At 26.7% G+C, this 13,687-nt stretch carries 14 protein-coding genes; 11 read left to right on the top strand and 3 right to left on the bottom strand.

Annotation, left to right across the window (positions count from 1 at the left end):
- Positions 1-786: 786 nt before the first annotated feature.
- Together queC and larC are read right to left on the bottom strand one after the other, a co-directional pair.
- Complete coding sequence (queC, locus tag ACA134_RS02330; protein ID WP_409200579.1) at positions 787-1,467, bottom strand: 7-cyano-7-deazaguanine synthase QueC; 681 nt, start codon at positions 1,465-1,467, stop codon at positions 787-789.
- Positions 1,460-2,674 (bottom strand): nickel pincer cofactor biosynthesis protein LarC, encoded by a 1,215-nt coding sequence (gene larC, locus ACA134_RS02335; protein ID WP_409200580.1) that lies wholly within the window; start codon positions 2,672-2,674, stop codon positions 1,460-1,462. The genes queC and larC overlap by 8 nt, the downstream gene beginning before the upstream one ends.
- Positions 2,675-2,738: 64 nt before the next feature.
- Here larC and ACA134_RS02340 point away from each other — a divergent pair, with 64 nt between their 5' ends.
- The 4 genes from ACA134_RS02340 (at position 2,739) to ACA134_RS02355 (ending at position 7,309) form a co-directional block, all read left to right on the top strand.
- The gene (locus ACA134_RS02340; protein ID WP_409200581.1) at positions 2,739-3,872 is read left to right on the top strand and encodes a phosphatidylglycerophosphatase A; all 1,134 of its coding nucleotides are present in this window, start codon (positions 2,739-2,741) and stop codon (positions 3,870-3,872) included.
- Positions 3,873-3,889: 17 nt separating this feature from the next.
- A complete protein-coding gene (cobS, locus tag ACA134_RS02345; RefSeq protein WP_409200582.1) occupies positions 3,890-4,669 on the top strand; it encodes an adenosylcobinamide-GDP ribazoletransferase in 780 nt (259 codons plus the stop codon).
- Positions 4,666-5,208 (top strand): tRNA (cytidine(56)-2'-O)-methyltransferase, encoded by a 543-nt coding sequence (locus tag ACA134_RS02350; protein ID WP_409200583.1) that lies wholly within the window; start codon positions 4,666-4,668, stop codon positions 5,206-5,208. The genes cobS and ACA134_RS02350 overlap by 4 nt, the downstream gene beginning before the upstream one ends.
- 1,348 nt (positions 5,209-6,556) lie before the next feature.
- Positions 6,557-7,309 carry a peptidylprolyl isomerase gene (locus ACA134_RS02355; RefSeq protein WP_409200584.1) on the top strand — a complete coding sequence of 251 codons (753 nt, stop codon included), beginning with the start codon at positions 6,557-6,559 and terminating at the stop codon, positions 7,307-7,309.
- 9 nt (positions 7,310-7,318) lie between these two features.
- On the opposite strand, the gene ACA134_RS02360 is transcribed toward ACA134_RS02355, so the two are convergent.
- Complete coding sequence (locus ACA134_RS02360; RefSeq protein ID WP_409200585.1) at positions 7,319-7,810, bottom strand: fumarate hydratase C-terminal domain-containing protein; 492 nt, start codon at positions 7,808-7,810, stop codon at positions 7,319-7,321.
- Between the two features lie 165 nt (positions 7,811-7,975).
- On the opposite strand from ACA134_RS02360, the gene ACA134_RS02365 reads away from it, so the two are divergent.
- The 7 genes from ACA134_RS02365 to ACA134_RS02395 all read left to right on the top strand — a co-directional run bounded on the left by ACA134_RS02365 (position 7,976) and on the right by ACA134_RS02395 (position 13,683).
- Positions 7,976-8,248 (top strand): ferredoxin family protein, encoded by a 273-nt coding sequence (locus ACA134_RS02365; protein ID WP_409200586.1) that lies wholly within the window; start codon positions 7,976-7,978, stop codon positions 8,246-8,248.
- A complete protein-coding gene (locus tag ACA134_RS02370) occupies positions 8,241-9,365 on the top strand; it encodes a 2-oxoacid:acceptor oxidoreductase subunit alpha (RefSeq protein WP_409200587.1) in 1,125 nt (374 codons plus the stop codon). The genes ACA134_RS02365 and ACA134_RS02370 overlap by 8 nt, the downstream gene beginning before the upstream one ends.
- A 1-nt stretch (position 9,366) precedes the next feature.
- Entirely contained in the window at positions 9,367-10,233 is an 867-nt protein-coding gene (locus ACA134_RS02375) for a 2-oxoacid:ferredoxin oxidoreductase subunit beta (protein WP_409200588.1), read from the top strand.
- Between the two features lies 1 nt (position 10,234).
- A complete protein-coding gene (locus ACA134_RS02380; RefSeq protein WP_409200589.1) occupies positions 10,235-10,780 on the top strand; it encodes a 2-oxoacid:ferredoxin oxidoreductase subunit gamma in 546 nt (181 codons plus the stop codon).
- A 9-nt stretch (positions 10,781-10,789) separates the two neighbouring features.
- Positions 10,790-11,899: an ADP-forming succinate--CoA ligase subunit beta gene (sucC, locus tag ACA134_RS02385; protein ID WP_409200590.1), complete on the top strand. Its 1,110-nt coding sequence runs from the start codon at positions 10,790-10,792 to the stop codon at positions 11,897-11,899.
- Between the two features lie 419 nt (positions 11,900-12,318).
- Entirely contained in the window at positions 12,319-12,867 is a 549-nt protein-coding gene (locus ACA134_RS02390; protein WP_409200591.1) for a nitroreductase family protein, read from the top strand.
- A 33-nt stretch (positions 12,868-12,900) separates the two neighbouring features.
- Complete coding sequence (locus tag ACA134_RS02395; protein WP_409200592.1) at positions 12,901-13,683, top strand: winged helix-turn-helix domain-containing protein; 783 nt, start codon at positions 12,901-12,903, stop codon at positions 13,681-13,683.
- The last annotated feature ends 4 nt before the right edge of the window (positions 13,684-13,687 follow it).

The following is a 13,687-nucleotide window of genomic DNA, read 5'->3' on the forward strand; positions in this document are numbered from 1 at the left end:
ATCTGTTTTGAATCTTATTATTTCCTTTGTTCTGTTTTATTGTTTTCATTTAAAAGAGAATATTTATATATAATATTTAATAAATTATTATTTGTAAGTTTATGTCTGGGAAGAAATTTGATTTAGTGCTATTGGTTATATTATTAATTTAATAGCACTAATTTAAATCTATATTTGAATTTTTATTTTGAATTGTATTATTTACTTCAGTTTGCTTTATTGTTTTCATTTGAAAAAGAGTTTTTATATATTATTTTTAATATATTAATATTATAGAGACTTAAGTGTCTATGTAGATAAGCTTAATAAATTAAATTAACATTATAGGAAGTTTTAATAACTTTTTTTTTATGCTAATTAATTTATTGTATTTTTGTAAAACTTTTGTTTTTTTATTTAACAATTTCTTGCATTGTTAATAAATTATATTTTAGTCAATTTTATATGCATTAGTATAATATTGTTTTAAAACAGTTAATTTTATCCAAAAACAAAGAAAAACTTTTTAAATTAAAATTAATAATATTTTATTGATGTAATTTCAATGAATTCATTATATAAAAATAATATTTCTCCCGGACTATTAAACTTAACAGTTTAGTTGTCTAATAAAAAGGAGGTGGTTATTATGATTGATGATATAATTAACTTATCCAATATTTTGATATTAATATATCATACATTAGCAATTATAATTACCCTCCTATATTATTTAGGTGGCTAATTATATATAAAGAGATTTATGAGTTTTTATTATTTTTTTACTCAAATAAATGAGAAATTACATTATCTCTTTTCATATATAGTTGGATCATCTATACTTGCTTCTTTAAAAGCCCTTCTTCTTCTAAGGCATGATTCACATACTCCACAATGTAAATCATTTCCAACATAACATGAATAGCTAAGTTCCATTGGTGCATTTAATTTAAAACCCAATTCAACAATTTCTTTTTTATTTAAATCAATAGCTGGAGCTTCAATTATTATATTATTTGGTGAACCAACTTTAATTAGTTCATTAAATTGATTTAAAAACCTTTTAGAATTATCTGGAAATGTATTTGCTTCTTCTGCATCCCATCCTACAACAATTTTACTTGCTTTTTCTGCTTCTGCAAATGATGTTGCAATTGATACAAATACTGTATTTCTAGCTGGAACCCAAACACTTTTAGCACTCTTTTCACATTTATCTTGATCTTCTAAATCATTAAGACCTAACTTAGGAACTTCATTAGATGATGTTAATGATGAATTACTAATCTTTTTAAGCCAATCAAGTTTAATAACTGTGTGTTCAGCATTTAATGATTCACATATTTTATGTGATGATTCAATTTCTTTTAAAACTGCTTTTTGACCATAGTCAAATGTTATACAATGTATTTCATAATCTTTATATTTTGAAATAGCTACAGTTGAATCTAATCCTCCTGATAATACTGCAATAACTTTTTTATTCATTTTTACCACTAGCATTATCTAGGTAATCTCTTATTATCATATTAGCTATGTTTCTTACTTCACTTAATGGCATATCTTCATTTACAGCTATCATTTTAATATCTTCAAATTCAGGCCTGTATGAGATTATCTCATCTTCATTATATCCAATTTTAAAGTTGATTTTATAGATTTTCCCTTCTATTTCAACTTTTAATGGTATCATTTCACGACTTGCAACTGATCTATGTGTATTTTCACTAATTCTTATTCCTAATGTTCCAGTTTCTTTAAAAATTATATCAACTAAGTGTTCTGTTTTACTTTCTCGTGCTATAACTTTTAAAATTTGACCTGGCCTATTTTTTTTCATTATTACAGGAATTATACTTACATCAGATGCTCCTTCAATTAGCAAATTATCAAATAAATATCCTATATCTTCACCTGACATGTGATCAAGATTTGTTTCAATTACATTTATTTTCTGTTTTTTAATATTATCATCACTTTCAATGATTCTTAAGACATTTGGAAAATCTAAATCATAATCACCTGCACCATAAGCTATCTTTTTAGCTTTTGTATTAGGTAGGTAATCTAAAAATTCATTACAAAGTTCTCTATATATTGCAGAACCTGTTGGAGTAGCTAATTCTTTATTTATTGGCCCTCCAAAACAACTAACTCCTTTTAATATTTCAAGTGTTGCAGGTGATGGTACTGGAATTTTACCATGAGTTGATTCAATTGATCCTCCTCCAACAGCTATAGGTAATCCTACAACATGTTCTTTATCTAAATTTAAATCATAATATGCGTAAACTGAACCTATAACATCTGCAACTGCATCAGCAGAACCTACTTCATGAAAATGAATTTCTTCAATTATTTTACCATGTATTTTTGATTCAGCTAAAGCCATTCTAGTAAAAATCTTTTTAGCCATTTCTATAACATCATAAGTTAAATTTAAATTTTCAATTTTTTCTATTAAATCTACATATGATATTGAATTTCTGTTATCAATTGCACTTACATCACAATGTGTTGATTCAATTCCAGCTTTATTGATTTTATTAAAATCCACTTCAACATTACCAAAGTTTTCAGTTGATTCGATCATTACTTTTTTGACCTTTTCTTCATCAGCCCCTATATCAACTAATGCACCAATTATCATATTCCCAGATATTCCAGCATTTTGAGGATCAATAATTATTGTCATAATTATAAATATGTTATGAGATATAAATAAAATTATTGAAAATTAATAAAATTCGGGTTTAATTATGAGTGATGACAATTTAAATGTGATATCTGCTTCAGAAGGAGTAGCTATTAATAATCCAAACTTTTTTTTAACTATAAGTAACTTTGAAGTAAGTGATGGACTTGATATAGTTGAAAATATCAATGTTTTACTTGATGATACATCTAAAAAAGTAGATTTTGAAAATCTTTGTGAGATTAGTGAAAAATTTAATACTGATAATAATATAGAAGGTTCTTATATCTGCCAAAACTCTAAAAGTATTGATTATTTTAGAAATTCTTATAAAGATTTTGATTTATTTACCTTTAATTCTAATGATGTTATTATTGAGGAATTTACAAAAAATCTTAAAGTAGCTAATTCTCCTTTAGGTTTTGGGGATGCTAAAATAGATATTTCTCATATTATATTTATTGATAAGATATTATCTCCAAAAATGCTTTTAAAATTATATAAAATAGCTATTAACATTAAAGCAAAGTTTTTTGAATCTTTAAAATTACCTCTTCATATTTCAAATATTTTAAATAACAATGATTTTTTAGTAATATCATCTAAAATCTCACCAGATACTTTTAATGAAGAAAATATTCATAATGAATCAGTTGATATAAACAATAATTATTATGAAGATGATGATATTAATTTAGATGAATTTAAAATATTAATGGAAGATGCAATTATAATTAGTTGTGAAGATACAATAGAAAAGTTAAATCTTAACTTTGGAATATTAGATTATTTTGTATCTGAAGGAATTCTAATTGGGGACTTGGTTGAAGCCGGTTTTGAATTATGTGAAGGAGTAGAAGTTACAGATGAACTTAAAGAAAAACTAGAACAAGAAATTTTAAAATCTTTAAGTGATATTAATGTTATAGCACTTTTAATGGCAGCTATTAGAACAGAAGAGGATTTCTCAAATAACAGACTTCGTGAAGTGGATGTTAGTGATGATCCAGCTTATCTCTACTCAGATGAAATATTAGGTATGGCAATAGCTAATCAAATAGCTGGTTCTAAAGCTATTTTCAATTTTGCACGTTATGATAAAGCAAAACCTGGAATTATTTATGGATTAGGGCCAATGATGGATGATATTTTTGCAGGATTAATTGCTGGATGTATGTCTAAAATCTTTGAAGAATAAAATTTATGGTGATTAAAATGAGTATAATTAGTAATATTAAGGAAAATTCAATTTTTGCTTCAATTTTGGGACTTATTTCATTTTCAACTATTTTACCAGTTGGAAATGCAGTGAGATTAGAAACTACAGCTAGAATGTTTTGGCTGTGGCCAGTTGTACACTTTTTTGTAGGAATACTAGCTTATATTGTAGCTATTATTTGTAGTGACCTATTTAATTTACCTGCTTTACTTGTTGGAGCTATTGTTTATGGATTTATATTAATTTTTACAGGATTACATCACTTAGATGGTTTAATGGACATGGCTGATGGAGTAATGGTTCATGGTGATTTTAATAGAAAAATGAATGTAATGAAAGATCCTATAACTGGTGTTGCAGGAATAGCTAGTTTTTTTATAGTAGCAATCATCACTTTACTTGGAATAACCTATTCAGTTAATAATAACTTTTTAGTAGCTATTATAATATGCGAAATGGCATCTAAAGTATCACTTTTAACAACATGTATTAGTTCAAACCCATATTCTCATGGAACAGGTGCATTAACTATAAGATCAATAAATATAATTAATTACTCAGTTTCTCTAATAATTGCTTTAATACTTGCATTTATTGTTGGTGGATTTAATGGATTAATCGGTATTTTTGGAGGAGTTCTTGGAGGAGCTATTATTTCTATTATTGCTCGTAGAAGTTTTAGAGTAGCTAATGGTGATGTACTTGGTGCTTCTAATGAATTTGGTAGAATGACTTCTTTACTTTTAATGATAATTTCTATATGTGTGATGTTATGAATGTGTGTGTTTTAAGACTTGATCATAGAATTGGAAGAGATACAAGAATTACAACTCATGTATGTTTAACTTCTCGTGCTTTTGGAGCAAGTAAAATTTATTTATCTGGTGAAAAGGATGAAAAATTAATGGAAAATGTTCGAGATATTTCTAAACGATGGGGTGGAGATTTTGAAGTTGAATATGCTAAAAATTTCATGCGAATAATCCTAAATTGGCGAGATAATGGTGGAAAAATAGTTCACCTTACAATGTATGGATCTCAGGCTATAGAAAAAATTGAAGAGATTCGTAATGATTCAAGTGATATTCTAATTATTGTTGGAGGACCAAAAGTACCAACAGAAGTTTATGATAATGCTGATTGGAATATTTCAGTTACTAATCAACCACATTCGGAAGTATCTTCACTAGCAGTTTTTCAACATTTATTAATGGATGGAAAAGAGTTCGATTTAAAATTTGAAAATCCAATGTTTGAAGTTATTCCAACTGAAGTTGGTAAAAAAGTTAATGTCAATAAAGAAAATGGAAAGTAAGTTTTTTCGTGGAGAACAAGCTATTTAATCTCTTATATGATCTAAAATTAAGAAAAATAAAAGATCTTGTTCTTATTTAATTGATTTTTTGAAAAATATTTCTAAAAAAGATATATAATTAAATAAAAGTAGCCTTTTAATTATTTACATATACTAAAAATAATTAGGCAGGCCAAGCCTATTGCTATTGAAAAATAGCGAATTAGCACGAATAACAAAAGTACTCATAAAACATTAGCTCTTTTGCTTATATTTATATTATTTTTTTATTCAATATAAGTTTTTGCTTTGTTTTCATGTCATTTTTATGATATTTAATCAATTTTATTATTTTATGACAATTTTAAAAGGTTATATTAAAAATAATTGGCCTTTTTGATTATTTTAATTAGAAAATAATGAGGCAAGGCCCAACCTTTTGCTATTGCTAGCAGTTTCGAACATAAATAACTTAATTAATTATTGAATAAGGGGTGAAGATATGCTTAAAATATAATTATTATATTTATAATAGCTATCAACATTCAAACTCATTAAATATTAACAAATTTTTTTATTTATTTTAAATAAATAAGACCTTTTTAATCATTTTCAATTAGAAAATAATAAGGTAAGATCAAACCTTTTTACTATTAATAAATAGCAAATGTGAAATAGACACCAAAATTTTACTTCAATAGGGGTTATGGTATGATAAACAACAAAAAATCATACATTGTACTATTGTAGTAATGACCTTTAAACTCGTTAAATATTAACAAGCTTTTTATATTTTTTTATGTTAAACAAGAAGGTCTTTTTAATTATTTTTTATTAGAAAATAATAAGGTAAGACCAGACCTTTTTTGTTATTAGCAAAAATAACAAACACCAAAAAATTTTACTTCAACAGGGAGGTGATGATATGATAAATAACATAATATCACATATTATATCGATTTTAACAATCATCTAAAACTTATTAAATATTAATAAGTTTTTTTTATTTATTTTACAATAAATAATGCCTTTTTAATTATTTTCAAGTAGAGAATAATAAGGTAAGGCTAACCTATTGCTATTTTTTAAAAAATAGCAAATGACATAGACAGCAAAAGTACTCAAAGTAATAGTTCCTTTGCCAATTTTATATTAATATTTCATCTAATATAAGTTTTTTCTTTGTTTTTAAGTCATTATTTTAGTTTAAACTTAATTTAATCCTTTTTAAACAATTTTCCTAAACAATTACAATTTTCAATAATAGTATTTTCTTTTTTAATAACAAAACTTTAAATGTATTAATTTAGATATATCTTTATATTATAATTTTAATGAGATTTATTAAAAATTATAGGAGTTTATTAAAATGGCAATTAAAGATAAAGATTTTATTAAATTAGAATTCACAGGTAAAGTTGCAGATACTGACGATATATTTGATACTACCATTGAAGAAGTAGCTAAAGATGCAGATATTTTCAATGATAAAAAGACTTATGGGCCAATTCCAATAGTCATTGGTGGAGGACACCTTTTACCAGCTCTTGATGAAGCAATTATTGGCCTTAAAGTTGGAGATGAAAAGACCATAGAAATTGAAAGCAAAGATGCATATGGTGAAAGAGATTCCAAATTAATCCAACTTATACCAATGAAAGAATTCAAAAAACAAGGTATGACTCCTGTTCCAGGCATGGTTATTACTGCTGATAATCAAAATGGTAAAGTTTTAACTGTTAATGGTGGAAGAGTTAAAGTAGATTTTAACCATGAATTAGCTGGTAAAGATGTAGTTTATGATATTAAAATCACTGATGCAATTGAAGATGATGAAGAAAAAATTAAAAGCTTAATCCAACTTCACTATGCATATCCTAACTTTGATATTGATAAAACTGAAATCACTTTTGATGGAGATTCAGTTAGTATTACATTAGATGAAATTACAAGATTTGATCAACAATCCTATATGGATGTAACTTTTGCAAGATTTAGAATCTCTAAAGACATCTGGGAAAATATGGATTATGAAAAAGTTAATTTCGTAGATCAATTTGAGAAAAAAGAAGTAGAAGAAGCTGAAAAAGAAGTAGAAGTTGAAGCTGATTCAGAAGAATAATCTTATTTTTTAAATACTTTTTCCATGGATTGAAGCTACAATCCCTGGAATATTTTCTACTTTTAATTTATAAATAGCTTCCATTCCATATTCTGGAAGTGCGACACATTCTTTTTTTAAAATACAATTACTTAATAATGCTGTTACTGGTGGAGTAATAACAAAAATAGACTTATTTTTATTTAATTCTTCAATAGTTTCATTACTTAAAGACCCTTTACCTATATGAATTTTAACTCCTTTACTAGATAAAAACCCGATATTTGATTCAATTTCTTTTTTATTACTGGTTGTCGGTCCAATTCCAGCATCACTTACTCCAGTATGCATAATAGCTATGTTTTGAACATTTACTAATGGATTACCTTTTTTAATTGATTCAACAAGTGTAGGCAATGCTTTATCTCGAGCTGTATATATTTCACCTGAAATATTTAATTTATCACCAAGGTTTAAATTTTCTAATTTTTCACTAGTAAATGGACTTGTAAGATTTATCATAGAAACACTCAATATGGATATTAAATAATTAATTTTTTTATAATTATAATTAATTTTTCTTAATTAATTCTTTGTTTTTCTAATTTTTAAAAGTTTTTTAAAAAACAATAATTTATTTAATACTTAAAATATAGTTAATATATTACAAATTAATAGGAGATTATAATGATTAATATAGATGAGGATTTATGTAAGGGATGTCATCTTTGCGTTTATATATGTTATAGAAACGTTTATGATATTGCCTCTAAACCTAATAAAAAAGGAGTGTTATTACCTTATCCTAAAGATGAAAAAGAATGTACTAAATGTGGGGATTGTGAATTAATCTGTCCAGATCAAGCAATAGATCTTGATATTGAAACTCACTGGTGGGTAAATGAGAAAGATTCAAAATTCAACCCTAACTTTAGTAAAAAGGAGGCTCAAAATGGTTAAAGAGTTATTTATACAAGGTAATGAAGCATGTGCAGAAGGAGCTTTAAAAGCAGGATGTAGATTTTTTGCAGGTTATCCTATTACACCTTCTACTGAAGTAGCTGAATCACTTGCTCGAAAACTACCTTTAGTAGGTGGTTCTTTTGTTCAAATGGAAGATGAAATTGGAGCAGCTGGTGCAATTATTGGTGGTTCTTGGGGAGGTTCTAAATCAATGACCTCAACTTCTGGACCTGGATTTTCACTTATGCAAGAAAATATTGGTTATGCATTTATTACTGAGACTCCTACAGTTATTGTTGATGTTCAAAGAGGATCTCCTTCTACTGGTCAACCAACTATGGCTGGTCAAGGTGATATGATGCAAGCTAGATGGGGTTCTCATGGAGACTATGAAACTATTGCATTATCTCCTTCCTCTGTTCAGGAATATTTTGATTTTACAATTGAAGCATTTAATTTAGCTGAAACTTATAGGACTCCTGTTTTTATCATGGCTGATGAGATAGTTGGTCATATGAGAGAAAAAATAGCTATTCCTGATGATATAAAAATTGTTCCTCGTCAAAGACCTGAAATGAGTGATGATTATTTACCATTTAGAAATGATATTATAAATCCAATGCCTACTTTTGGTGAAGGATATAATATACATGTTACAGGTTTAACTCATGATGAGCGAGGTTATCCTGATGCTAATAATCCAAAAACACATGAAACATTAGTTAAAAGATTATCAAATAAAATTTTAGATAATACTAAAGAGATTACATCAGTTAGAAAAGATTTGTGTGAGGATGCAGATATTATTGTTGTATCCTATGGTGCACCATTTAGATCTGTTTCACATGCTATTGAACTTGCACGTGAGGAAGGTTTAAAAGTTGGATCTTTAAAAATGAATACTCCATGGCCTTTCCCAGAACAAGAAATCAATGAAATAGCTAAAATAGCTTCTGATATTCTTGTTGTTGAAATGAACTTAGGTCAAATGTATTGGGAAATTGATAGGGTAGCTTGTTCTAATGCAAATACTCATTTACTTGGTAAAATTGGTGGAGAAATTCCAAAACCAGATGAAATTTTATCTAAAATTAAAGAAATAGGAGGTAAATAATATGTCTAATGAAAAATCTCCTTTTATGCCATATTTAAGAGAAGATAGATTACCTAATATATTCTGTCCAGGTTGTGGAAATGGAATTGTAATGAATGCTTTTATTAAAGGTATGAATGAAGCAGAAATGGACTTTGATAATATTGCAATGGTCTCAGGTATTGGTTGTTCATCAAGAATTCCAGGATATTTTGAATGTGATTCCTTGCATACTACTCATGGAAGAGCAATTAGTTTTGCAACTGGTTTGAAAGTTTCTAATTCTCCGCTTGATGTAGTTGTCTTTACAGGTGATGGTGATGCCGCATCAATTGGTGGAAATCATTTAATTCATGCAGCTCGTCGTAATATTAATTTAACTGTTATTTGTGTAAACAATAATATTTATGGGATGACTGGTGGTCAAATTAGTCCTACATCTCCTCAAGGTAGTTTTGGTTCAACTGCACCTTATGGAACAACTGATAAACCATTTGATTTAGCTGAACTTGTAGCAGCTGCAGGTGCAAGTTATTCTGCTCGTTGGACTACTTTAAAAATTCACCATTTAGTTAAATCTATTAGAGATGCTCTTAAAAATCCAGGTTTTTCATTTGTAGAGGTTGTATCACAATGTCCAACTTATTATGGTCGTAAAAATAAACAAAAAACTCCTGTTAGTATGTTTGATGAGTTGAAGAAAAACACTATATTTAAAGCTCAAGTTCCAAGATTTTCTAAAAAAGAACTTGAAGATAAGATTATTGTTGGAGAATTCCACAATGAACCACGAGCTGAATATGTTGATAATCTTAGAAAATTATCTAAAGAAAAATGTGGAATAGAACCACTTGTAAATTCAGCATATTTAGAGGAATTTGAGGGATAATATGAGAAAAGAAATTAGAGTTGCAGGATTTGGTGGACAAGGAGTTATTTTAGCTGGAATTATTGTAGGTAAAGCAGCTTCTTTATTTGATGGTATAAATGCTGTTCAAACTCAATCATATGGGCCTGAAGCTCGTGGTGGAGCTTCTAAATGTGAAGTTGTAATTAGTGATGAAGAAATTGATTATCCTAAAGTTCAAAGTCCTGATATATTAGTAGCTATGTCTCAAGAAGCTTTAATAAAATATATTGTTGATTTGAAAAAAGGTGGAATTTTGATTATTGATCCAGGTAGAATTATTGAAAGTGAAATAGAAGATTTCGTTTGTGAAAACGAAATTAAGCTATTTAGAGTTCCAGCTACAGAAATTGCAGCTAATGAAATTAAATTAGAAATTGTTGCAAATATTGTAATGGTTGGAGCTATTACTAAAATTACTGGTGTAATTTCAAAAGAAGCAGCTATAAAAGCTATTGAGGATAGTGTACCTCCTGGAACAGAAGGTAAAAATATTCAGGCTTTTGAAGCTGGATATAATTATGAGTAGGTGTATAAAATGAAATTTTTTGAATATAATGCTAAGAAGATCTTTGAAAGTGAAAATATTCCTATTTTAGAAGGTTATGAAGCATCATCTCCTGAAGAAGCTCGTGAAATGACTTCAAAAATTGGAAAACCAGTAGCTGTAAAATCTCAAGTATTAATTGGTGGACGTGGTAAAGCTGGTGGAATCAAATTTGCAGATACACCTGATGAAGCTTATAATGTAGCTAAAGATTTACTTGGAATGGATATTAAAGGAGAAATTGTAAAACATTTACTTATTGAAGAAAAGGCAGATATTCAAAATGAATTCTTTATTAGTGTTGCAGTTGATAGAGCTTCTAAAACACCTATTATTATGGCAAGTAAAGAAGGTGGAGTAGATATTGAACAATTAGCTATTTCAGAACCTGAAAAAATTATTAAATATCGTCCTAATCCTTTAGAAGAATTCTTACCTTATGAAGCTCGTGAGATTGCTCGTAAAATGGAAGTTGAACCTAAGTTAATCTCTTCAATTGGAACTATTATTTGGAAACTTTTTAATCTATTTAATAAATACGATGCTGTTACATCTGAGATAAATCCATTAATTTTAACACCTGATGGTTTAATAGCTGCAGATGCAAAACTTGAAATTGAAAATGATTCTTTATTTAGACATAAAGATTTAGTTAAACAATTTAATTATAAAGAGGATGAACTAGATTTTGTTGAACTTGATGGGGATATTGCTGTAATTGGTAATGGTGCAGGTTTAACTTTAACTGGTATGGATATGATTAAGCTTAAAGGTGGTAAACCAGCTACCTTTTTAGACATTGGTGGTGGATCATCTGAGGCAACAATTAAAAAAGCACTTGAAATGGTTATTAATTATGAACCAGTAAAAGTAATCTTTTTAAATGTTTTAGGTGGAATTACACGTGCAGATGATGTTGCAAAAGGCGTAATAGATGTTTTAAATGAATCTGATAAGAAAATCAATATTGTTATTCGTTTAACTGGAACAAATGAAGAAGAAGGCCAACGATTACTTAAAGAAGCTGATATTCCATATGATATTTCAATGGAAAAAGCAGCTGAAAAGGCTGTTGAAATTTGTAATTCATTAAAAAACTAAAACTTATTAATTTATTATATTTTTTTAATATTAGAGTAATACTTTTTGATAAAAAAGTATTTATGTTAGTATGAATAACATATTACATGTTGAAGTAAAATTAAAATCAAACACGAAAAATTAAAAACATAAAAAAAGATTATTCGCAAATGTCATGAAAAAATAAATTTAGCCTTGTTATAAGTTCGAAATTTTTCTTTTACTTCAATTATGTCACTCCTAAATTTTAATTAGAAAAAATCGCTACTCTAATATTTTTTCATGACAATCATCTTATTTTTTTTAAAATTAATATTAAAATATTATATTTATTAATATTAGAATATACTAGTACATTTTAATGACCAATAAGTATATATTCATAACATTCATACTATTATTAACAAATGACTAATCATTTGCAAAATGGATGTTATAATATGGATACAATGGATATAATTAAAAAAAGAAGAAGTATAAGAAATTATACTAATGAAAAAATTGATGAAAATATTTTAAAAGAGGTAATTAATACAGCAACAATTGCTCCAGTAGCTGGTGAATTTCAAATTACTGTAATAGAAAATCAAGAATTATTAGAAAAATATAATATTGTTATTAAAGAATTTCTAAAAAATTCTCCAGATGAAAATATGAAAGCAATGGGCGAAAATCCGAATTATAATGCTTTTTATGGTGCAAATACGCTTGTTTTATTTTCAGCTCCTGATGAAAATCCTTTTGGTGGGTTAACAACATCTCTTGCTGCTGAGAATATGATACTTGCTGCAACAGAATTTGATCTTGGAACTTGTTATATGGTAAGTCCTATTTTCCCATTTAATGATGGAGCAAATAATGATTTATTAAAAGAATTTAATTTACCTGATGGATTCAAACCAGTTTGTGCTGTTACTATTGGAAAAATATCTCCTGAAAATGAAAATCCTAAAAGACCAGCTTTAGATAATGTTAATTATGTCAAATAATTAACTTTATTTTTTTTTAAGAGGTTTTTAAAAATGAAAAACTCAAATAATAAATGTAATTCTTCTAATGAATGCTCTAAAAAGAAAAAACTTGATAAAAAATTAGATTTAATTCATCAAGATATTAAAAAGATCATCGAAGATTCTAATAGAAAATATTTAGATGGGTTAGCTATTAATATTAAAAAAGAAAATCTTGAAGCCATTAAAGAATATTTAAATAAAGAAAACAACGAATTAATTGAAAAAAACATTAATCTTAATTGTAAATTACATGAAAAATGTGGAGAATATTTTCATAGCTATTTTGAAAATTCTATAAAAGAAATAGATCCTGATAATTTATCTAAAGATTCTTTAAATGAATATTTAGAAAACTTAAATTCAGCAAAAATGAATAATGAAAAATATAATTGTGAACCATGTTTTAATAATTTTTCCGATTCTTTTGAAAAACAATTTAAACTTCTAAGTTCATTAAGTATTTATGAATCAGATTATGAAGATGATAATGATTTACCTGAACTTAAACCAGATATATTAGTTGAAAATATCTTAGATTCTGTTTCAAATAAACATAGATTGTCAATTTTAAAATCAATAGAAATAGAACCAAAAACATTCTCTGATTTATCAAAATTAACAAATTTAAGAGGGGGAAATTTACTTTTCCATATTGAAAAATTAGAAAATAATGATTTTATTTTTCAAAAAAATGAAAGAGGGGAATATCTACTAACAAAAAAAGGTTTTAAAACTATTTTATTATTAAAAAATTTACAAAAAGAAATTTCAGATGATTCATTAAATAGTTAATTAT

Source organism: Methanobrevibacter sp. DSM 116169 (assembly GCF_046197865.1).
Lineage (GTDB): Archaea > Methanobacteriota > Methanobacteria > Methanobacteriales > Methanobacteriaceae > JAHKLT01.